A 23421-nucleotide genomic window follows, 5' to 3' on the forward strand; every position below is an offset into this window, starting at 1 on the left:
TGCCCACACAGATGATTGCTTTATATTGTTAAAGAACGTTTTGATTCGCTTTAGCGTCTCAAGGGATGCGAATAATACACCCTTTATTTTTCGAGTCAACACTTAGTTTTAAACTTTCTTTTTAGAAGATTCAAAACCGAAGTTTTATTTAACTCTCTGAGGTAGTGCGTGCCTCGCTATGCGTTGGCGTTTCCCGTCTCAGTGGGGTCGCATTATAGGGAGATCCGAAAACAGATCAACCCTTTTTTGAAGAAAACTTGAAATAAAGTACTGTTCGCACATATTTACATCGAAATGGTTACTTTAAACACTAAAAAGGCCCTAATGGGCCTTTTTAATTAGTTTACTATGAGCTTCCACCCAAGTTTACCTTGCTGTTTAGACTCTTGTTGTAGCTCGCTGGCCATTAATGGATGATCTTTTAACCAGTTACTTTCAAACTTAAGGTCTAACACTTCATTTTTAGCAGTTAACTCAAACTTAGGCAGTACATCATCTTGCCTGCGCATTGATAAGATGACTGCTATTCGTAGTAATCTCACTATATATTGCGCTAATAAACTATTTACGCCGAGTGAATTAAAACAGCCTTTTGGAAAATCTGAACGATGCGCATCTGCTACCGCTACTATTAATTTGTGCTCTGACTGTGAAAAACCAGGCATATCGGTATTTTCCAAAATATATGCGGTGTGTTTATGGTACTGCTTATATTCTATTAGTAATCCAACCTCATGAAGCTGCGCTACCGCTTTTAATAGTGGTAACCCATTTAAACTTTCAATTGGCCAATCTTTATCAATATTTACCGCTAACTGCATAGCCAAGCTCGAAACTCGACACGCTTGTTTTTGATCAACGTGATAACGACTCATAAACCCATCAACCGTGCGTTTACGAATGTCATTATTATGAAACTCCGGAACCATGCTATACAAAACACCTTCACGCAGTGCTCCACCCGCCAATCCCATTTTTTCTATTTCAAGAGATTCAAATAGTGCAATTAAGATTGCGAGTCCTGATACAAATACCAATCGACGGTCTTCACTTAATCCAGGAAGGTCTAGCGCTGCAATAGTGCTAAATGCAATTGCTTGCTCTTTTATAGTGTTTAGCTTTTCAAGTGTGAGTAAGTCGTCAAGATTTTGAGCGACCATAATTTCTTGAATTGCTTGTACTGTACCAGAAGCGCCTGATGCAATTTGCCACCCAGCAGTTTTATATTCAGGAGAAATTTCATCAATAACTAGGCGCGCTGCCTTTATGGCTGCGTTAAAGTTACGCTGACTTAATTGGCAATCTTTAAAGTAGCGCTCAAGATAGGTAACACACCCCATATTGAGGCTTTTGTAATGTAAGGCATCAAATGCTTTACCAATTACAACTTCGGTACTTGCACCACCAATGTCAATAACAAGCTGTTTGCCAGTACAAGATGAAGTATGAGCAACACCTTTATAAATTGTGCGCGCTTCTAATTCTCCGCTAATAACATTAATGTTATGGCCAAGAATCTTTTCTGCATGATTTTTGAATACTTCGGCGTTAGTTGCCAATCGTAAGGTAGCGGTTGCTACTATGGTGATGTTTTTATCTGGGATATCTTGTAGACGCTCAGCAAAAAGGGCAAGGCATTCCCAGCCTCGCTGCATTGCTTCAGTGCTCAATACGTTATCTTTATCGAGCCCTGCGGCTAATCGGACTTTGCGTTTAACACGTCCAATTGTTTGTAGACCGCCAGCAATTGATTTGGCTATAAGCATATGAAAGCTATTTGAGCCTAAATCAATAACTGCGTATACATTTTTTTGCGGTTTAAGTTGCCCCACCGTTCAAAAACCTCTAGTTACTACTACTTATACAAACGGTCGCTTACGACCGTCCTTTTTGGTAACTATTATTTGGGCGACGTCCGCTGTTATTACTGCGATTACGTGGACCATTTGAATAGTTGCGCTTTCTTTGAATAATAGGCTGAGTTAAATCATCTAGCAATGCTGTTTTATCATAATGCGATAAAGGAATGCTGTGCTCTATATATTCTTCAATTTCATGCAGGTTATATGCATATTGCTCACATGCAAAACTAATTGCGTGGCCTGATGCACCAGCACGGCCAGTACGACCAATACGGTGAACATAATCTTCGCAATCGTCAGGTAGGTCAAAGTTAAATACATGACTTACTTCAGGGATGTGAAGACCACGTGCTGCAACATCGGTTGCAACTAAAAAGTCTAAGTCGCCTTTGCTAAACTGCGCTAATATAGTTTGGCGTTTTTTCTGGTTAACATCACCAGTAAGCATACCAACACGATGACCGTCTGACTTAAGCCAAGCATAAACTGTTTCACAACTGTGCTTGGTATTTGCAAACACGATTGCTTTCTCTGGCCATTCTTCTTCAATTAAGGTTAACAACAGCTTAATTTTATCTTCTTGCGAAGGATGAAATAGCTCTTCTTGAATACGTTTACCCGTTTTAACGTCAGGTTCAATTTGAACATGCTCTGGGTTTGTCATGTGTTCAAACGCTAACTCTTGTACGCGATACGATAATGTGGCAGAAAATAATAAGTTTAAACGCTTTGATGTATCTGGCATACGATCGAACATATAGCGAATATCTTTGATGAAACCTAAATCGAACATACGATCAGCTTCGTCAAGCACGACTACCTCAATTTCATTAAGGGTGTAACAGCCTTGCTTATACAGATCTATTAGGCGACCTGTAGTACCAATTAAAATATCAACGCCTTTTTCTAGTTGTGCACGTTGTTTTTCGTAATCTTCGCCACCATATACTAAACCTAAGTTAAGATTACAGTGCGGCGCTAAAATTTTAGCATCTTTGTGTATCTGAATCGCAAGCTCCCGAGTAGGGGCCATGATCAGGGCTCTTGGATGTTTACTAGGTGCTTTGCTAGATTGTAATAACCGATGGCACGTGGCAGTTAAAAACGCCAACGTTTTGCCTGTACCAGTTTGAGCTTGGCCCGCGATATCGCGTCCATCACAAATAAAAGGTAGGCATTTTGCTTGAATAGGTGTGCAATATTCAAACCCATTCTCGGTTAAACCGGCAACCACTTCCGGTGCGATAGCAAAGTCTGAAAACTTTTTATCGGTTAAATGTGTCTTAGTCATAGCGTTTAAGCATAACGTTTAAACTTGCAATAAGAAACAAGAGTGTTTAAATACGCACTAAATATTTCGCCTAACTAAATCGGAGAGCGCAATGAGCGAGAAAATAATCCAAATTACTGACGATAGCTTTGAAGCTGACGTATTACAATCAGACAAACCAGTACTAGTAGATTTCTGGGCTGAATGGTGTGGACCTTGTAAAATGATCGCCCCTATTCTTCACGAAGTTGCTGATGAATACGACAGCCGTGTGACTGTTGCTAAATTAAACATTGACCAAAATGCTGGCACACCGCCAAAATTTGGTATTCGTGGTATCCCTACTTTACTTCTTTTCAAAGATGGCCAAGTAGCTGCAACGAAAGTAGGTGCTCTTTCAAAAACTCAACTTATCGAGTTTTTAGAAAACAACATCTAACTGTAAGCTAGAACAATAAAAAAGGGCTTTTTGCCCTTTTTTTAAATTTATTTTGTATAAAGACTGGACGCTTTGCCAGTGAACTGCTAGTTTATAAAGCCAACTAATCCTTAGTTATATTCAACAAACCTCACTCAACGATCAAAGCGATTTTGAGTATGACAACTGTAATAAAGAACCCACCAATATGCATTTACGCGAATTAAAAGACAAGTCCATTAAAGAACTTGTAGACTTAGCTGAGTCCATGGGGCTCGAAAACGTAGCCCGCTTAAGAAAGCAAGATATCATTTTTGCCATTCTTAAATCCCATGCCAAAGGCGGAGAAAATATCTTCGGCGGCGGTGTATTAGAGATTTTACAAGATGGTTTCGGCTTTTTAAGATCATCGGAAGCCTCTTACTTAGCTGGCCCAGATGACATTTATGTTTCACCTAGCCAAATTCGCCGTTTCAGCATGCGTACTGGCGATTCAATTTCAGGACTTATTCGTCCACCGAAAGATGGCGAACGTTACTTTGCTTTACTTAAAGTAAATGAAGTTAACTTTGATAAACCTGAAAACTCTCGTACTAAAATTCTTTTCGAAAACTTGACGCCGTTACACGCTAACGAACGTTTTCGCATGGAACGTGGTAACGGCAGTAAAGAAGATATTACAGCCCGTGTACTTGATTTAGCATCTCCTATTGGCCGCGGCCAACGTGGTTTGTTAGTAGCGCCGCCAAAAGCGGGTAAAACAATGCTACTTCAAAATATTGCGCAATCAATTACGCATAACCATCCAGATGCAACATTAATGGTATTACTGATTGATGAGCGTCCGGAAGAAGTAACAGAGATGCAGCGCCTAGTTAAAGGTGAGGTTATTGCATCAACGTTCGATGAACCAGCTTCTCGCCACGTACAAGTTGCCGAAATGGTTATTGAAAAAGCAAAACGCTTAGTTGAACACAAAAAAGATGTTGTTATCTTATTGGATTCAATCACTCGTTTAGCACGTGCTTATAACACCGTTATTCCTTCATCAGGTAAAGTACTTACTGGTGGTGTAGACGCTAATGCATTACACAAACCTAAGCGCTTCTTTGGTGCTGCACGTAATGTTGAGGAAGGTGGTAGCTTAACAATCATAGCTACAGCGCTTATCGATACGGGCTCTAAAATGGATGAAGTTATCTACGAAGAGTTTAAAGGTACTGGTAATATGGAATTACACCTTAACCGTAAAATTGCGGAAAGACGTGTATTCCCAGCTATCGACTTTAACCGCTCAGGTACTCGTCGTGAAGAATTACTAACAAAACCAGATGAGCTTCAAAAGCTTTGGATTTTACGTAAAATTGTTCATGACATGTCAGAAATTGATGCTATGGAATTCTTAATCGATAAACTATCGATGAGCAAAACCAATAACGAATTTTTTGATTCGATGAGACGCCAATAAACGCGTTTTAATTGAATAAAAAAAGCGCCTTAGGCGCTTTTTTTGTGTCTGGATTAAATACAGTTTAGCTTTCATACCAATTCCATTAAGTATGTGATCTAAATTTTACGCCGAAAAAATAATTCAGTTCTAGGCGTAAATTGATGTAAATGGTTGTTCCCTTTGCGAAATTTACAACAAAGAAATGGGTTGTTTTAGCAAGTAAAATAGATCAGCTATTTATTGGAATTGGTATCATTATACTTTTTTAGTACGCTCTGCAGCGAAGTNCATTATACTTTTTTAGTACGCTCTGCAGCGAAGTAACTAACGTTTTAAAGTCATCCCTACTACTCTTTTGGGTTCTACGTATAAGTGCTCTATCTAAACTTTTTGCTGATTGCGCAATTTCATCTAAGCCAAACATTTGCGCTGCTCCTAATATGCGGTGACTATCTTTTTGTAGCGCATCTAAATCCTCGCTTATAAAGTGCTGAGTAATTGTTTCACTCTCTAAAGCAAAGCTTTGCTTAAAGCTAATCACCAAATCGCTTATATCAATTTCAGTATGTTTTGTAATTGGCTGATTTTCTGCGCTAGTGAGATGATTAGAAAGCGCTTTATAAAATGACTCTTTGTCGATCGGTTTACCTAAGTAACCAGTAAATCCAAGCTCTAAATAACTATCTACTTCATGGCTCATAGCATTTGCGGTTAAAGCAAAAATAGGCCGTTCAAAACCACATTTCTTTAATAGTGTAAAAGCAGAACGCCCATCCATCACGGGCATTTGAATATCGAGTAAAACTAAATCCGGATACTCTTGTAAGCACTTCTCTACCGCTTGCTCACCATTCTCTACAGCAATAACCTCCAGCCCCATTGAGCGTAAGTAGCGGCTTATTAACCTACGATTGTCAGGATGATCCTCTGCAAGTACAACCCGACCAGCCAATTGCTTATTTGCCTTAGGAGCACTTTGATTTTCAATCATGCTTTGCGATTTATTTACTTCTGCACAGGGTAAGAAAAACGAGAATTGACTGCCTTTTTTATATTCGCTTTGTACGCTTATATAACCGCCCATCATAGAGGCCAATTGTTGCGATAAGCTAAGGCCTAAGCCCGTACCACCAAAACGGCGGCTAATACTGTTATCTGCTTGACTGAAACATTCAAAAATAAGCTTTAACTGTTTAGAGCTCATACCTATACCGGTATCTTTTACAATAATAACTAGCCCCTGCTCACTCTTATTTAAAGCAATGATAACCTGCCCAGAATGAGTGAACTTAATAGCATTTGCACATAAATTTATCAGAATCTGCTTTACGCGAATCAAGTCGAGCTTAGTGTAAAATTCATTACCCACTTGATTGTCTAAAATAAGGTGTAGATTTTTTGCTTTTGCTTGGGTGATAAACATTGCGTGCACATCATTTACAAGCTCTACAATATCAAAGCATGAAATATTTAACTCTAATCTATTGGCTTCAATTTTACTTAAATCGAGTACGTCGTTTATTAAGCTTTTTAAATGATCGCTATGGCGCTGAATTACTCTTAACTCATCTTTAAGTGATTCTGGCTCATATAACCCATTAATTAAAGCATCTGTTTGCCCTAATATAGCTGTGAGAGGGGTGCGAATTTCGTGGCTAATATTAGCTAAAAACTGACTTTTAACATCGTTGGCTTCTCTGAGCTCTTGTGCAATCGCCTGTAACTCGGCTGTGCGCTGCGTAACTTGTTCTGTTAACAGCTGCTTTGCACGTTTTTCTGCACCACGACGATAAAGCGCAATACCTGTTACAACAACTAAAAGTAACAGTAAAAAAGAGAATAGAGTAAGCTGGGAACGCTGCGACATTTTTAGCTTTTGCACACGGCGATCTTGTTTAAGTTTTTCTATTTCTTGGTTTAATTGCGTTGCTTTAAATTGGTTTTGAAGAACTGCTAATGCATTGATAATTGCCGTACTTCTAAGTTTTCGTTGCTCACTAATATACTTTTGCTGCAGAGCCATAGCGCTTGAATAATCACCTTTACTAGCCTCAAGAAGTGCTTTAGCGCCTAAGCTCTCCCTAATTATTCGCTCACTGCCATATTCATGAGCAAGTAAAATAGCTCTATCTAAATTTATTTGAGCCTCTTCTAAATCTCCCTTAACAAACTGAATTTTAGCTAGCGCGTGTAGCGCATTGAGCTCTAAATTATGGTTATCTATTTTAAGCGCATAGTGCTCACCTAATTTAGCTTGCTCGTATGCCTCATCAACTTTTTTCAATACTAAATTAGTATTTGCCAAATTAGTATATTGTGTAGATAACTTATTATAATCATTGGCTGAAATATAATAACGCAGCGCTAACTGATAATAATGTAGTGCTAAATCAAATTGGTTACTCTCCATATGAGCAACACCCATATTATTATATACCTGCGCAATACCGCTTTTATCATCTAATCGCTTATAAACCTTAAGCACATCTTGATAAAGGCTAAACGCACTATCGTAGCGTGATAAACGTATATAAACACCTGCTATATTAAGCAATATATCGGTTTGATCTTGCTCACTACCGTGCGCTTCGTAAATAGCTTTTGCTTTTAAATAAAACTCTAGGGTATCGCCTAGCTTATTCATATTAAAATAAGCCAAGCCAATATTATTTAGTAAATTTGCTTGTTCAAGTAATTGTTCATTTTTTTCAGCTAATACTAGGGTGCGGGTATATTCAGTAATAGCCTTTTGAAATAAGCCTTGATAAAAAAGTGCCACACCTTGCATTTTTATTGCACGGAAGTGCTCATCAGGAAAGAAAGTATCTGAGGTATGTTGTTCTAGTAATTTAAAATAGTGTAAAGATTCTTTAAAATTATCAGCCGATAACGCACTATTACCCAATGCTGAATAAACAGCGACACGCTCTTTTTTAGAGATGTTTTTATTAGTGAGTAGCGTGTTTGCTAATTGTAATTTAGGCTCCCACTGCACTTCGTTTTTGAATTGCTCAAATAGCGAATCAGTATCTTGGGCATAGCTAGGAGCTATTAATACACAGCATATAGTAAATAAGAGGCATTTAAACTTGCCCAGCATAATTTTAATCCTTCAAACCGTTACTTATATCAGTGTAATCTTTATTGAAGATACACCAACTACTAGGGCCTAAACAATGCTTAACCCACTGATTGATGAGATTTTTGAGCTAATATTAACAAAGCAGGTTTGGCAAGTTCATACTTTAGCAGCAGAACTGACAAACCGCAGCGCAATTACAACTCTCGATAAAAGCCCTGAACGTGATTTATTTAAACGTAACTTTTTAATTATGAATGCATTGTACCAACTTCAGGCACAATTGCGTCCTCAGAGTTTACTCATTTCAACTCTGCATATCGAGCTTTTAGAAAAAGGAGCTAATAGTTTAGTAACAACAAGTGAAAATTTGCGAGATTATTATTTAGATTGGCATAATTACGATACCAGTGAAGAGCAGATTGATACGCTTTTAAATAGCTTTTGGCGTCAATTTAAAACGACGTCACCACAACAGACTTTAAACGAAAGTGAATTTAAAGCGTTGGCTTTAGAATGGAAGTTACCTGAAAATTTTACGCTTAAAAACCTTCAAAAACGCTGGCGACAGTTAGCATTAAAAATGCACCCAGATAAACCAAATGGATGTGAAGTGAAGTTTAATAAAATAAAATTACAATACGAGCAGCTAAAGGTAGCTGCTCGCTAATTTGTTAATTTAGCCTTTTAAATTAACGAGTAAGACGACGTGCGCGTATCTTACGCCCTTTAATATTACCTTCGGTTAATTTACGGAGCGCAGGTTTTAATGAGTTACGCTCAACAGCAACAAACGCTACGTTATCAAGTACATTAATTTTACCTACCTGACGACCTGCAACCCCATCTTTACCCGTTAAAGCACCTAAAATATCACCAGCGCGCACTTTTTGTTTTTTACCTGAATCAATCATCAAAGTAACCATTTCAGGGCGGTACGGCGGTTTATCTAATAAATTAAACGACGGCATTTGCTCTGGCGTAATATCGCGCTCGTAATGCTCCCCTATTTGAGCAATTTTAAATGCTTCTGCTTCACCGTAAATAGAACATGCAATGCCCTTTTTACCAGCACGTCCAGTTCGGCCAACACGATGCACATGTGTTTGCGTGTCATGCGCTAAATGGTAGTTAATAACCATATCCATGTCATCAATATCTAAACCACGTGCTGCAACATCGGTTGCAACAAGTATTGAAGCACTTTTATTTGAAAAATGGATTAGCGTACGCTCACGATCACGTTGTTCTAAATCACCATGTAGCGAAACGGCACTAAAGCCTTCATCAGCTAAATCGTCACACACTTGTTGTGTTTCTACTTTAGTATTACAAAATACAACACAGCTTTGTGGCGTAAACTTAAGTAGTAATAATTTAAGCGTTGGGTAGCGCTGCTTATTGTTATCCATTTTGTAGAAGTATTGCTTAATTGTGCTTTTGGCTTGCTCTTCTTCTACTTTAACCATTTCTGGATTTTTAAGTACACGCTTGGCAATTGCTTCAATCGCTCTTGGGAATGTTGCACTAAATAACAATGTTTGACGATTCTGTGGAATACGCTCAATAATTGCATCAAGTGTGTCTTGAAAACCCATATCAAGCATTTGATCGGCTTCATCAAGCACTAATGTTTCAACGTCATCTAAACGTAAAGTACCTTTACGAATATGGTCATCAACACGCCCGGGCGTGCCAACAATAATATGTGCGCCATGTTCAAGTGAGCCAATTTGAGGACCAATTGATACACCGCCACATAACGTTAATATTTTAATATTGTGGATACCGCGCGCTAATTTGCGCATTTCAACCGCAACCTGCTCAGCAAGCTCTCGGGTTGGGCATAAAACTAACGACTGAATACGAAAGCGTTTTACGTTTAATTTAGCGAGTACGCCCAAACTAAACGCAGCAGTTTTACCTGAACCGGTTTTTGCCTGAGCAATGATGTCTTTACCAGCAAGTACAGGCGGTAAACTTTGCGCTTGTACAGGTGTCATGTGGGCATAGCCAAGTGTTGATAAATTATCAACGAGTCCAGCTGGTAAAGCCAAAGATGAAAAAGCAGTTGAAGTCACAGTAAGTTCCATAGCAATAAAAATAACATGGGAGAAAGCCCCACTAAATATGCTGCTAATAATAGCAGAATTCGCAATTGGCAACCATTAACAAACACATTATAAAGCATGTTAATGAAAGGTGTTGAAAATGATAGTGATTTGCATTAGGATCTCGATTGTTTTTTACATAACTGCGCTGGAAGCAATCAATGAAACTGAATTCTCTTTACATAGCACTATTGGCAAGCATTACAACAAACGCATATGCAAACTCTACCGACCTTGAACGTATAGAAGTAAAAGGTAGCTACTTTAACGATTACAAAGTAGATAACGCCAATGGCGCACTGAGAACGTCAGCTTCATTACTTGAAACCGCGCAATCTGTGACCGTAATAACTGACACTATTATTAGTGAGCAACTTGCCACTACCCTTGGCGAAGTACTAACAAATGATGCCAGCTTAACGGCAGGCTCACAGCAACGAAATCGTGAAGTATTTAACTTACGCGGCTTTGAGCTGAGCTCATCAACTGGTTATTTACGTGACGGACACCAGCATTGGTCGCACTACCAACAACCTATCGAAATTTTACAACAAGTTGAAGTAATTAAAGGCCCATCAAGTATTTTATATGGTCAATCAGGCCCTGGTGGCTTGGTTAACATGGTTACTAAAAAACCTACAGCACAAACACTATTTAATGCCAGTGCCGATGTAGATCAGCATGGTTCAACTCGCTTTATGGTTGATGCTGCAGGTGCCTTGACTGAATCTGAAGATTTACGTGCTCGTGGTATTTTAGTTAAACAAGATGTTGAGTACTGGCGTGAATACCAAAACGGTGAAAACCGCGAGCGTGACCGCTTTTTAGGTGCTTTAGTTGTAGATTACGATATTAGCGACAACGCATTGGTACGTGTACATTATGACCGCACTGACGACAAAGCAGGCCTAGATACGGGTGCATGGATTGATGATAATGCGAATGTTATTGGCGATGACAAAACTATTCGTGATATGTCGTGGGCATTTACCGACATAACCGTAGAAAACGTAGGTGTAGACTTAGAAGTATTTTTAACCGATAACTGGCAAGTAAAACTTGGTTACAACGAGCAAACGTTTGAACGTCAACGTTTTGAGTCATCTCCTAGTCGAAATTCTTACATCACACAAACTAATACATACACCTCGAACCCATACGATCGCTTTGATGATTGGCAATTTAAAACTGCATTTATTGATTTTATTGGTGAGTTTGAAACGGCTGGCATACAACATCAATTTTTAATTGGTGCTAACTCGCTTGATTATTATTACGGCCAATTAAAAACGAATGCTGATTCTTTTGATTTCACAGCTGGAGATAATGAACCCACTCGCCCAAATGTCAGCTATAAGAGCGATCTGACTAAAAGCGAAACTGAATACGACTACTATGGTGTATATGCGCAAGACTTAATTACTTTCTCTGAACAATGGCAGGTGTCTGTTGGTGCTCGCTTTGATAAGCAAACACGAGAAGGCCAAAATAACGAATCTTTCTTACCTAAATTCGGCGTACTTTATCATCCAAATGCATCTGCCACTATCTATGCCAGTTATACAGAAGGTTTTGAGCCACAAAATGAAACCATCACTAATGATAAAGATATCAACTTCGGTATGGAAATAGATGCTATTACATCTGAGCAAAAAGAAATTGGCATTAAATGGCAGCTATTTGATGACCGCCTAATGCTTACGAGTGCTATTTTTGATATTAGTAAAGAAGGTACTCTTGTTAGCGAACAGCTTGAGACTCCTATTGGCTCGGTTACAACCGAGACAAATCAGGTTGGTGAACAACGCCACAAAGGCTTTGAAATTGCAGCACAAGGCGCTGCAACAGATCGTTTATTTGTAATGGCATCTGCAATGTATTTAGATGCTAACTATGAAAGAGCGAATGAGGATCTGCAAGGCAAACGTCCTGTTGATGCCCCTAAATGGTCAGCATCTCTGTGGACTCGTTATGAGCTAAATGATGCGATTGCTTTTAACGCTGGTGCTTTTTATGAAGGCGAGCGCTTTGCCGACAGCGACAATACAATTACTAAAGATGCGTACACTCGTGTTGATGTAGGCGCCACTTATAAGTTTAACTTAAGTAATACCGATATTAACCTACGCCTTAACGTTGAAAACTTATTTGATACTGATTACTTAGGTGGCGGCGGTAACGGTAACGTAACTGTTGGCGAGGGCACAAATCTTCGTTTGGCTGCGCAATTTAGCTTTTGATTAAACGCTTACAATAACAGCTTTAAAATATAGCCCGCGTAAATTTACGCGGGCTTTTTTATATCTAAACGTTTATACCTAGCAGCATAAAACTATTACAAAGGCTATTCATCTCATCTATTTTTTATAGCGTTTATTACATGCTTTAATAGTGTTAATTATTAAAAAGGCTTACCCAAATGAAAAAAATCATTACCGCACTACTCCTTACTAGCAGTATGACTGCAAACGCTAACAATGCCGAATTCACCCAAAAACAATTACAACAAGTAGACGAAGTACGCACCTCTGCTCTAAATAGTGATTTAAGCTATAAATTACTAGAGTCATTAACAACTGAAGTTGGCCCACGACTTCCTGGAACCGAAAACGATAAAAAAGCCGTGGCATGGGCTCAAGCCAAATTTAATGAACTGGGCTTTGATAAAGTATGGCTTGAAGAGGCAACGTTTCCTGAATGGCGCCGTTATAGCGAAAGCGGAAAAATACTGACTCCAAGCGAGCAACCACTGCACTTAACGGCGCTGGGTAACAGCATAAGCACGCCAAAAGATGGGATCACAGCACCAGTAGTCTTGTTTGAAACACTTGATGAGCTAATTGCTGCACCAGATAACAGCTTAAAAGGTAAAATTGCATATATTAATTACCGTATGAACCGCGATATAGACGGCAATGGTTACGGACCGGCTGTAAAAGCACGCGGAACTGGCGCTATAGAAGCGTCAAAAAAAGGCGCTGTTGCCTACATGATGCGTTCGGTTAGTACCGGTCATCATCGTTTTGCGCACACTGGTGGTAGTTATTATAAAGAAGGTGTTAAAAAAATACCTAACGTAACAATTGCTAACCCAGATGCCGATCAAATCGCACGCTTAGTCGCTTTAAATAAAGACGTATCGGTAAATATTAATGTGCAAACCGAAAGCCTTGGCGAAGGTACTGGCTACAACGTTATTGGTCAATTTAACGGTACCGAAAATCCTGAGCAATACGTATTAATTGGCGGACATTTAGATTCTTGGGATTTAGGAACTGGCGCATTAGATGACGGCGCAGGTGTTGCACTAACAATGGCAGCCGCTAAGCATATTAGCGATGTAAAACGTCCTAAGCGCAGTATTCGTGTGGTACTTTTTGCAGCCGAAGAGCTAGGCCTTTGGGGAGCAAAAGCGTACTTTGCACAGCATAAAAATGAGCTAAACAATATTGTTGCAGCCGCTGAGTCTGATTTTGGCGCCGATGTTGTATATGCTTTTGAATCGAACGTAAGCGCAGAGTCACTTCCTGTGGTTCGCGCTATAGCAAAAGAGCTTGCACCATTAAATGTTGAATACATTGGTAAAAACCAAGCGAATGGTGGCCCGGATCTAATTCCACTTAAAAATGCAACGTCAGCACCTATTTTTGAACTTGCTCAAGATGGAACTGATTATTTTGATTACCACCATACAGCCGACGATACCCTTGATAAAGTAACACCCGCTAAGCTTCGTCAAAATACTGCAGCATACGCCGTATTTGCTTTAATGGCTGCCGATGCTAAAACAACAATCAAGCCTAAAGCTCAAAATAAGTAATAACAGACATACTTACTTACAGTTTGCAGCTTTGATTAATGCGCTCCTTGTTTTACCTTTAGGTAATCAAACAAGGAGCGTGCTTTATGTTACTTTTCAATACTAGTGAATCATTTCCACATTTTGCACAAACAATACGCTGCCCACACTGCCAAAGTGACGCCTACCATTTAGTAAATAAAAGCCGCTATTTACGATTTAGTATTTTGCCTATACTCGTCTTAAAATTAAATTACAAACGCGAGTGCTATCAATGCGGAAAAAGCGAACCTGTAAAAATTAAGCAACTGCCATTAGCCGAAAAACTTAGCTTCCCTAAGTACTTTATTGGCACCTTTTTATTGCTATGGATAGTCACCTTCTTTTATCAACAGCATCTTGATACTGAAGCTCAAAAGCGAAATTACTTAAGCGCACCAAAACTATACGATACCTATTTAGTACAAGCTGATAAATTTACCCATGAACCTTGGACTCTTACAAACCTAAAAATTGCTCAAGTAATAAGTTTTGACGCGCAATTTACTACCTTTCAAGTAAGTAACTACAGCTATAAACGAAATAACAGTATTACGCTGGCAATGCGTACTAGCCAATTAGTACAAAATGACTATTTTTCAACTAAAACAATTACTCTCCCCCGCAATGAAATAAAACGCTTATATAAAGACGACGTTATTTACGACGTACTGCGCCCTTATGCCAACAGCCTTTATGGCGGATTTGTGATGTTTCCCCCTAAACCTAAGCCACTATATAAAGGCTTAAAGCTCGATAAAAACAATCAACAGGGCATTATTTATTTTAAAGATGGATTATTTGTTGAAGCATTTGATAGCTTTAAATTAGCTGCCGAAGCGGGTTCTCAGTGGGGGCAATTAAATTTAGCGCAGATGTATCGTGATGGTGAAGGCGCTGAGCAAAATCATCAACAAGCAATTTATTGGTATAAAAAGGCTATTGAGCAAAAAAATACTAAAGCACAATTTGAACTGGAGTCTCTTTGTGAAATAGCTGAATGCGGGTAAGTCGATTAGGTAAGTTATCAATTGACTAAAAGTCGGTTTTTATAAAGCTGGCGTAATAAATACGCCAGCTATTAATTATTTTTTAAATAACTTTGTATAACCTACATGTATAAGCACAACAACTAAGCCGGCAATAACGCCTAGCAAACCATCAAATACAAGGGGTGCTAATACTTCACCAGTGCCGCCAGCAACAGACTGAGCATAGCTTGTTACATCCAACTGTATATGATGCAGCAACGCAACACCATGGACCAAAATACCGCCACCCACTAAAAACATCGCGATTGTGCCAGCAAACGCTAAAAACTGCATTAGCCTAGGTGCGGCGGCAAGCAAACCTTTACCTAGTAATTCTTTAAATTTATTAGCAGATATTTTTGATTGGTTAAGTAAATAAAGCCCTGCATCATCCAATTTTACAATACCGGCAACCAAGCCATAAACGCCAATCGTCATTATTATTGCAATAACGCAGAGCACTAAAGCCTGGTTAAGCAATGTAGCGCCTGCCACTGTGCCTAAAGTAATAACTATAATTTCGGCAGAAAGAATAAAGTCGGTTCTTATTGCGCCTTTTATTTTTTGTTTTTCGTACTCAACTAAATCTAATTTTTCATCCTCATCTACCGCTTCATTGTGGTGAGGTAAAAACTTAGCAAATACTTTTTCAGCTCCCTCAAAACATAAAAACAAGCCACCCATCATTAACAAAGGTGTTATTAGCCAAGGCAGCCATACACTTATTAATAAAGCGGCGGGTACCAATATCGCTTTATTTAAAAATGAGCCTTTTGCAACAGCCCAAACAACAGGTAATTCACGCTCAGCGGCAACACCTGTAACTTGCTGTGCGTTAAGTGCTAAATCGTCACCTAGTACACCCGCCGTTTTTTTTGTTGCTACCTTACTCATAGTCGCAATGTCGTCAAGTAAAGTAGTTATATCGTCTAATAAGGTTAAAAGGTTAGTGCCAGCCATAAAGCTTCCCAGCTCAAAAAATATTGCTATAAACATAACGTAAAGCGTAATTTTCACCAACGGTTAATTTTGCTTTGTTATTCTCATATAAACAAAATAGATAAGTCATCTAAAAGCAGTGGCTTAAAAGTAAATGGAGGAATGATGAAAGTATATTTGTCTATAGTGGCCGGTTTACTTAGCTTAACGGCATGTAACGACCCGCAAATAAGTACCACCTACTTATGTGACAAAAGCACTGTAAATCTCAATGTTATTAATCAGAGCAATGCTGAGCTTACTTTCAATAATCATACTTATTTACTTAATAGCGAAAGAAGTGCATCCGGTAATAAATATATAAATGAAGATGTTTTATTTTGGGGGAAGGGTAACAACGCAATGCTAATAATTGCAGGAAAAAAACACCAATGCGTTACAGAGTAAAAAATAATATATTCAATTCAATGCTGAACTAAATAAAGTAATAAAGCGTATTAAGCCAAGTTAAAAACTAATTAACTCATATATATTGTAACTGTATTAAGGGTACTCTAAGTTTTGAGTGCAAATAATGACTTGCCTTGCATGAACTGGGTATAATACTTCAACTCTTTAGCTTAATAGCGGCCTCCAATGAAATACAAAGATTTACGTGATTTTATCGATTTGCTTGAAAAAAAAGGCGAACTTAAACGTATTACCCAAGAAATCGACCCGTATCTTGAAATGACCGAAATATCTGATCGCACATTGCGTGCTAAAGGTCCCGCGTTATTATTCGAAAATCCAAAAGGCTACGATATGCCGGTGCTTACCAATTTATTTGGTACACCAAAACGCGTAGCTATGGGCATGGGCCAAACCGATGTTAGTGAACTACGTGAAGTAGGTAAGCTACTCGCTTTTTTAAAAGAGCCAGATCCACCAAAGGGCATTAAAGAAGCTTTAGGCGCTATACCTATTTTTAAGCAAGTGCTTAATATGCCAGCAAAAGAAGTTAAAAAAGCGCCTTGCCAACAAGTCATTTTAGAAGGTGATGATGTAGACTTAACTAAATTACCTATTCAGCATTGCTGGCCGGGTGACGCTGCACCATTAATTACTTGGGGCCTTACCGTAACTAAAGGACCTTATAAAAAGCGCCAAAATTTAGGTATTTATCGCCAACAGCTATTAGGCAAAAATAAAATAATTATGCGCTGGTTATCACACCGTGGTGGCGCGCTTGATTTTCAAGAATGGTGTAAAGAAAACCCAGGGCAACCTTATCCGGTTTCTGTTGCATTAGGTGCTGACCCTGCAACAATACTAGGCGCTGTAACACCAGTACCCGACACATTAAGCGAATATGCATTTGCTGGTTTATTACGTGGTAGCAGAACCGAAGTTGTTAAATCTATTTCCAATGACCTACAAGTCCCTGCCAGTGCAGAAATAGTACTTGAAGGTTACATTATGCCGGGTGAAATGGCGCCAGAAGGCCCTTATGGCGATCATACTGGTTACTATAATGAAGTCGACGACTTTCCAGTTATGACCGTGACTCACTTAACGCATCGTAAAGACCCTATTTATCACAGCACATTTACTGGTCGTCCGCCTGATGAGCCTGCTATTTTAGGTGTAGCACTTAATGAAGTGTTTGTGCCGATATTACAAAAGCAGTTTCCTGAAATTGTCGATTTTTACCTTCCGCCTGAAGGGTGCTCGTACCGTATGGCGATTGTAACAATGAAAAAACAATATCCTGGTCATGCTAAGCGCGTGATGATGGGCGTTTGGTCGTTCTTACGTCAGTTTATGTATACTAAGTTTGTAATTGTGTGCGATGACGATATTAATGCCCGTGATTGGGAAGATGTTATTTGGGCTATAACAACCCGAATGGACCCCGCCCGCGATACAACATTAATAGAGAACACACCTATTGATTATCTCGATTTTGCATCGCCAGTTTCTGGCCTTGGTTCAAAAATGGGAATGGATGCTACCAATAAATGGCCTGGCGAAACCACCCGTGAATGGGGCGAGCCTATTGTTATGGACAAAGACACCAAAGACCGCGTAGATGATATTTGGGAAAGCCTTAATATTCTTTAAGTACTTATATGTAAGTACATAACAGGCTATAAAATAACCCTGCGGATATGCTAGAATCGACTCATTCGATTGCGTATCTGCTGTTAAAAGCGCTGCTAAAAGGTAAAAAATGCAAACATTAAAAGCTGAAGTTGTAGCTATCAGCCCACTTACAGAATTTGTTCATAAAGTAATTTTAAAGCCACAACAACCTGTGACCTTTGAAGCTGGCCAATACATGCAACTGGTGTTAGGCGAAAAAGACAAACGTGCTTTTTCTATAGCTAGCCGCCCTTCACAGTGTGATGAAATAGAACTGCATATTGGCGCGTCAGGTGCCGATTCGTATGCAATGCAATCGCTGGAACATTTACGAAGTGCACATAATAATGGGCAGTTAGTAGACATTGAAGCCGGACTGGGTATTTCACAGTTGCGCTTACAATGTGAGCGACCAATTATTTTACTTGCCGGCGGTACTGGTTTTTCATACGCAAAATCAATGGCTGATCACTTAGCTGAGATTAAATGCGACCGCCCTGTATTGTTTTACTGGGGCGTAAAAGAAGAGTCTGCTTTATACGCACACACCGAAATGCAAACATGGGCCGATAGCCACAAAAACTTTGAGTTTATTCCTGTGGTAGAAAACCCTTCTGCTAATTGGCAAGGTCATACTGGTTATGTACACAAAGCAGTAATGCAAGATATTGTATCGCTTGAACCGTACGATATTTACATGGCGGGTCGTTTTGACATGATAGGTATCGTCCGTGATGACTTTATTACTCATGGTGCAATACGCGAAAACATGTACGCAGATGCATTCGCATTCATCAAATAATTGAAATTTACTTTCAGTTATGAATAAAGGCACCTAATCGGTGCTTTTATTTTATATAACAATAAATACTTAATAGTTAAAACCTATCAATCTCATCAATATAAACAATTTCCTAAATTCCTATCTATAAACCATACTTTGTATAGAACATCAGCGGGAGAGACCCAAATGCTAAATACAAAAGTAAAAGATTTTATGCAACGCAAGTTGCCAAATATAACACCCGATACAGAAATGACGACAGCCATAGCAGAACTACAAAAATTTAAACTACTTGGCGCACCTGTATTTGATAAAGATAAATGCCTAGTCGGATTTATATCAGAGCAAGAACTATTAAAACCACTTACGCAAAGCAGTTATTTTTGTGATGGGATGGTTAAAGTTTCGCAGCTTATGCAAACAGAGGTAGTGACCGTTAGCGGCGATACCAACATTACTGAACTTGCACAGCAAATGCAGCCTGGAAAACCAAAAAACTACCCTGTTGTAGAGGGCGTTAAAGTAATCGGCATGATCAGCCGAGCTGATGTACTTAAAGCACTTTACGATAATTACATAAGTTGCCAAACACACTAACCTTAAGTTATAGATACAAAAATGCCGCTTATATAAAGCGGCATTTTTAATGTTCTTAAATTAACGTGCGCTAACGAGTGCTGAAAGTTCTTTTTTATCGCCATCGCTTAAAAATGCTATTTCTAACGCGTTTGTCTGCGCTTTTTCCATATCGGCTTGTGTTAAACCAGCTTTAGGTGCTGCAACAGCATACTCATGCTCAATTTCAATGCCTTCAACCGCAGGGTCATCAGTATTAATACACGCTAAAATACCGTGATCTAAAAACTGTTTAAGTGGGTGCTTAGCTAGGTCGTTCACTGTGCTAGTTTGAATATTACTTGTTAAGCACGACTCAATACCAATACGGTTATCACGTAAGTAATCCATTAGTTTTGGATCTTCAATTGCTTTAACGCCATGCCCTATTCGACTTGCACCTAACTCATTAATTGCTTGCCAAATACTTGGAGCACCGAGTGCCTCTCCAGCATGAATAGTCGATGCTAAATAAGCATTTCGGACTTGCTTAAAGTGATCTACAAATAACTCACCCGGGAAACCAATTTCGTCACCGGCTAAATCAACAGCCACTAAATCATTTTTAAACGCAAGTAATGCATCAAGCTCTTTTTGGCACGTTTTTACGCCATAAGTACGCGATAAAATACCAATCAAGTTGGCTTTTATATTTGCGCCCTTTGTTGCTGATTTAATACCATCAACAACCGCCTCTACAACGCCTTCTGGGTGTAAACCTTGGCTTTGTGCCATGTAGTAGGGGCTAAATCGAAGCTCTACGTAATCAAGACCTTGCGCTTGTGCATCTTCAATGTTTTCAATCGCTATGCGCCTACACGCATCGTAGTCGCCAAGTACAGTGACACCCCAATCTAACTTTTGCAAAAAAGCCATAAGATTTGGCTCAGGGTCAATAACTTGAACATGAGGAATGAGTGCCTCAACGTTATCTGCAGGTAACTCTATATTAAACTGACGACCAAGTTCTAATATGGTTTGCGCACGTACATTACCATCTAAATGACGGTGAATATCTAGCAAAGGTAATTTTCTATTGATCATAATAGCAACCCAGTTTAGTTAAATTTGCGCGCATGATACGCAGATATAGTTATTTTTCAAGTCTATATGGTTTGCGGTAAGTTTAAGCGGTCATATGTCTGCTTTTTGTGCAAAAAATAACGTAACTTATTTATTTGATAAATAATGCCAAAGCGTTTTAAAAAGCGTATTTGCATCAATAGGTTTGGTAATATAACTATTCATTCCACAGGCTAATGCCTTTTTAACGTCATCGTCATGGGCATTCGCCGACAAGCCAATTATGGGTAAATCAATTAACCCTAAATCATTTCTAATTACTTTTGTTGCTTGGAGTCCATCCATTTTTGGCATCTGAATATCCATAAGAACAATGTCGTAGCTATTTTCGGTTAGCTTTTCTATGGCTTCAAAACCATCATTAGCAATGTCGGCAATACACCCTTTTGTTTTTAAAATGGCACTGGCAACATGCTGGTTAAGTGGGTTATCTTCGACTAAAAGTAACTTATAGTTTGCGAATGATAAGGTACTTACATCTATTTCGTCGTATTGCTGTTGAATTTGCTCTGCCTTTGGTAAAGGCGATATAAGCGGCAAACTAAATGTAAATGTAGAACCTTTACCTTCATAACTGACTAAATCAATTGCACCACCCATTAACTCAACCAGCTTTCTGCAAATACTTAACCCTAAGCCTGTACCACCATATTGACGTGAGGTTGAGCTATCGGCTTGCGCAAACGGTTTAAACAATTGTTTTTGTGCTTCGCTACTAATACCAATACCCGTATCGTTAATACTAAAGTAAGTCATTTTTTTCGACTGCCAAATTTTCAGAGTGATCTCACCTTCCCCTGTAAATTTAACCGCATTATTGAGCAGATTCAGCAGCACTTGTTTTAAGCGGATTGGATCGGTATCAATGACCAAATTTGATGTTTTATCAAAATCGAGACTTAACTTTATTGATTTAATGTCAGCTTCAAACTGAAGTAAATTAAGCATTTCATCCGCTAAACTCGCTACATTAATAGGCTCTTGCATTAAGTCTAGCTTGCCTGCTTCCATTTTTGAAAAGTCGAGTACATCGTTTAATACCCGCAGTAAAACACCTAATGCACCATCTGCTTGCTCTATGTAGCTTCTGGCTTGTTGCCAATCGTTTTGCTGTAGCGCTAAATAATGCAGCCCCTTTATGCCGTTAATAGGGGTACGCACTTCGTGGCTCATATTCGCTAAAAACTGTCCCTTAATATGACTCGCTTCATCTGCTTTTTGTTTTTCTTTACGTAAAGTACGTGTTTGCTTAGCCACTTGTTCGCGAATTTGTATATTTGTACCAGTAACCGAAATCAAAAATGTAATCAGTAACCACACAAATAACATACCCACTATTTGTGCAAGCCAATAAACTAGCCAAGACGTTCTAACTATTGGTTCGTATAACTCGACCTGCCACATGCGCTTGCCAATTAATAATTGATACTCTTTAAAAAGCGTTTGCGAATTATTTATGTCAGCCATATAAATTGGCTGCTTTTTCCCTGGTATCGTTGTATCAAAAAAACTGGCTGAAATTGAGTTGTTGTGATCAAATAATAGTGTTTGCGATAAGCGTTTAGGGCTGACAATCGCTGCTACAAAACCTTGAAAATCATCTTCAGTAGACAACTCGCCAAAAACTGGATATAAAAAGAGTACACCCTGTTCGGCTGTATTTTGGACTAAATTAATTGGCTCACTTAGCGCAAGTTCATTAAGCTCTTTCGCTTTGCTAAGCGCTGCACCTCTTACTTTACTAGAAGCTAAATCAAACCCTAAAACACCTTCATTATCTTTTAAGGGATATACATATTTTACAGGAAAGTAATTACTACGAGTACCTGCAGGTTGCCAACCTCCATCAAGTGATTTTTCTTTTATGTATAAAGGTTTTCCTGTGGCTGTATTTTCATGTGTTTCAAAATCTGCGAGCTTATTTGCTGGTACATAAGGTATCCATTCAAATGCTAAAATTTCTTGGCTATAGTCCAACTGCTTTGAAGTAAATTGTTTAAACTCTTTAAAATTAACGTCATCACTACTAGCAAAATATGCCGCTAGTAATCCTAAGTGAGCAGTAATACCGTCGAGCTTTTGGCTTATAGCATTTTGCACAGTAAGTATTTTGGCTTCTTGCTTTTGAATGTCTTTTTCTTTTTTAACACTGGCAGCGCCATAAAAACTAACGCTGATCAGTATATAAATTAATAGTGAAGGTAAAATTACCAACATACGGTGGCGTACTTGCGTGTAATTAAAGGCTGCGAGCATGAGTGGAGTAAATATAAGTACACCGATACTGTCACCAATCCACCATGCTATAAAGCTATCAAAAATAGCATGCGTAGGAATCACATTATTTAACACTAATAAGCTAGTTCCTACACCTGCTGCAATAACGCAGCATATTGGCCCTGCGACTATTAAGCTTTGAACACTGTGTTTTAAAGAAGATAAATCCAGCGGCGCTTTTATAACATTTACTATAATTTGACGGCCAACCCAAGCCTGTAAAACAGAGGCTAAAGTAACGCAAATAGCTTGTAAAAAAACATTAAAGTGAAGAATATCGACTGCGTTATCAAGGTGAATTAAGTTAGTACAAAAAGCACCAATAATAAGGCCAATAAATGACTTACGTCCCCAAATTAAAAAGCTCGCTAAAGCAATTCCTGAGGGCGGCCAAGAGGCGACCGCATAGCCATCAACAGCAAGAAGTGAGTTACTAAAATACCCAGTAAAAAAATAAGCACAAGCCAAACTAAGGGTTAATATTAAAAACTTTCTCAAAGCTTGTGCTCCTGAACTACAAAAATGCTAAGTAGCTATAGT

General features: G+C 38.8%; 17 protein-coding genes. 10 read left to right on the forward strand and 7 right to left on the reverse strand.

What is annotated here, in order from left to right:
* Positions 1 to 338: 338 nt before the first annotated feature.
* Entirely contained in the window at positions 339 to 1832 is a 1494-nt protein-coding gene (gene gppA, locus I6F49_RS14495; RefSeq protein WP_197181120.1) for a guanosine-5'-triphosphate,3'-diphosphate diphosphatase, read from the reverse strand.
* Between the two features lie 43 nt (positions 1833 to 1875).
* Positions 1876 to 3153, reverse strand: coding sequence for an ATP-dependent RNA helicase RhlB (gene rhlB / locus I6F49_RS14500; protein WP_024598841.1), 1278 nt, complete (start codon positions 3151 to 3153; stop codon positions 1876 to 1878).
* Positions 3154 to 3244: 91 nt separating this feature from the next.
* Between rhlB and trxA the strand changes: the two genes are divergently transcribed.
* Both trxA and rho read left to right on the forward strand, forming a co-directional pair.
* Positions 3245 to 3571: a thioredoxin TrxA gene (trxA, locus tag I6F49_RS14505; protein ID WP_002960942.1), complete on the forward strand. Its 327-nt coding sequence runs from the start codon at positions 3245 to 3247 to the stop codon at positions 3569 to 3571.
* A 187-nt stretch (positions 3572 to 3758) separates the two neighbouring features.
* Positions 3759 to 5018 carry a transcription termination factor Rho gene (gene rho / locus I6F49_RS14510; RefSeq protein WP_197181121.1) on the forward strand — a complete coding sequence of 420 codons (1260 nt, stop codon included), beginning with the start codon at positions 3759 to 3761 and terminating at the stop codon, positions 5016 to 5018.
* 247 nt (positions 5019 to 5265) lie between these two features.
* On the opposite strand, the gene I6F49_RS14515 is transcribed toward rho, so the two are convergent.
* On the reverse strand, positions 5266 to 8100 hold the full coding sequence (locus I6F49_RS14515; RefSeq protein ID WP_197181122.1) for an ATP-binding protein: 2835 nt from the start codon (positions 8098 to 8100) through the stop codon (positions 5266 to 5268).
* A 76-nt stretch (positions 8101 to 8176) separates the two neighbouring features.
* Here I6F49_RS14515 and I6F49_RS14520 point away from each other — a divergent pair, with 76 nt between their 5' ends.
* Positions 8177 to 8749 (forward strand): DNA-J related domain-containing protein, encoded by a 573-nt coding sequence (locus tag I6F49_RS14520; RefSeq protein ID WP_197181123.1) that lies wholly within the window; start codon positions 8177 to 8179, stop codon positions 8747 to 8749.
* A 22-nt stretch (positions 8750 to 8771) separates the two neighbouring features.
* Here the strand turns inward: I6F49_RS14520 and dbpA are convergent, their stop codons facing one another.
* Positions 8772 to 10160, reverse strand: a complete 1389-nt coding sequence (gene dbpA, locus I6F49_RS14525; RefSeq protein WP_197181124.1) for an ATP-dependent RNA helicase DbpA — start codon at positions 10158 to 10160, stop codon at positions 8772 to 8774.
* A 191-nt stretch (positions 10161 to 10351) separates the two neighbouring features.
* On the opposite strand from dbpA, the gene I6F49_RS14530 reads away from it, so the two are divergent.
* The 3 genes from I6F49_RS14530 to I6F49_RS14540 all read left to right on the forward strand — a co-directional run bounded on the left by I6F49_RS14530 (position 10352) and on the right by I6F49_RS14540 (position 15038).
* Complete coding sequence (locus I6F49_RS14530) at positions 10352 to 12430, forward strand: TonB-dependent siderophore receptor (protein ID WP_197181125.1); 2079 nt, start codon at positions 10352 to 10354, stop codon at positions 12428 to 12430.
* A gap of 179 nt (positions 12431 to 12609) precedes the next feature.
* Positions 12610 to 14010, forward strand: coding sequence for a M20/M25/M40 family metallo-hydrolase (locus tag I6F49_RS14535; RefSeq protein ID WP_197181126.1), 1401 nt, complete (start codon positions 12610 to 12612; stop codon positions 14008 to 14010).
* 86 nt (positions 14011 to 14096) lie between these two features.
* On the forward strand, positions 14097 to 15038 hold the full coding sequence (locus tag I6F49_RS14540; protein WP_197181127.1) for a tetratricopeptide repeat protein: 942 nt from the start codon (positions 14097 to 14099) through the stop codon (positions 15036 to 15038).
* A 75-nt stretch (positions 15039 to 15113) separates the two neighbouring features.
* Here the strand turns inward: I6F49_RS14540 and I6F49_RS14545 are convergent, their stop codons facing one another.
* The gene (locus I6F49_RS14545) at positions 15114 to 16019 is read right to left on the reverse strand and encodes a DUF808 domain-containing protein (RefSeq protein ID WP_197181128.1); all 906 of its coding nucleotides are present in this window, start codon (positions 16017 to 16019) and stop codon (positions 15114 to 15116) included.
* A 144-nt stretch (positions 16020 to 16163) separates the two neighbouring features.
* Between I6F49_RS14545 and I6F49_RS14550 the strand changes: the two genes are divergently transcribed.
* The 4 genes from I6F49_RS14550 to I6F49_RS14565 all read left to right on the forward strand — a co-directional run bounded on the left by I6F49_RS14550 (position 16164) and on the right by I6F49_RS14565 (position 19503).
* Positions 16164 to 16445, forward strand: a complete 282-nt coding sequence (locus tag I6F49_RS14550; RefSeq protein ID WP_197181158.1) for an MliC family protein — start codon at positions 16164 to 16166, stop codon at positions 16443 to 16445.
* A 189-nt stretch (positions 16446 to 16634) separates the two neighbouring features.
* Complete coding sequence (gene ubiD, locus I6F49_RS14555) at positions 16635 to 18101, forward strand: 4-hydroxy-3-polyprenylbenzoate decarboxylase (protein WP_197181129.1); 1467 nt, start codon at positions 16635 to 16637, stop codon at positions 18099 to 18101.
* Positions 18102 to 18210: 109 nt separating this feature from the next.
* Entirely contained in the window at positions 18211 to 18924 is a 714-nt protein-coding gene (fre, locus tag I6F49_RS14560) for an NAD(P)H-flavin reductase (protein WP_197181130.1), read from the forward strand.
* Positions 18925 to 19092: 168 nt separating this feature from the next.
* Complete coding sequence (locus tag I6F49_RS14565; RefSeq protein ID WP_197181131.1) at positions 19093 to 19503, forward strand: CBS domain-containing protein; 411 nt, start codon at positions 19093 to 19095, stop codon at positions 19501 to 19503.
* A 60-nt stretch (positions 19504 to 19563) separates the two neighbouring features.
* On the opposite strand, the gene add is transcribed toward I6F49_RS14565, so the two are convergent.
* Both add and I6F49_RS14575 read right to left on the reverse strand, forming a co-directional pair.
* Positions 19564 to 20565: an adenosine deaminase gene (gene add, locus I6F49_RS14570; protein ID WP_197181132.1), complete on the reverse strand. Its 1002-nt coding sequence runs from the start codon at positions 20563 to 20565 to the stop codon at positions 19564 to 19566.
* Between the two features lie 126 nt (positions 20566 to 20691).
* Positions 20692 to 23379, reverse strand: a complete 2688-nt coding sequence (locus tag I6F49_RS14575) for a CHASE domain-containing protein (protein ID WP_197181133.1) — start codon at positions 23377 to 23379, stop codon at positions 20692 to 20694.
* Positions 23380 to 23421 lie beyond the last annotated feature (42 nt).

The organism is Pseudoalteromonas sp. SWN166 (genome assembly GCF_015864485.1).
Classification (GTDB): domain Bacteria; phylum Pseudomonadota; class Gammaproteobacteria; order Enterobacterales; family Alteromonadaceae; genus Pseudoalteromonas.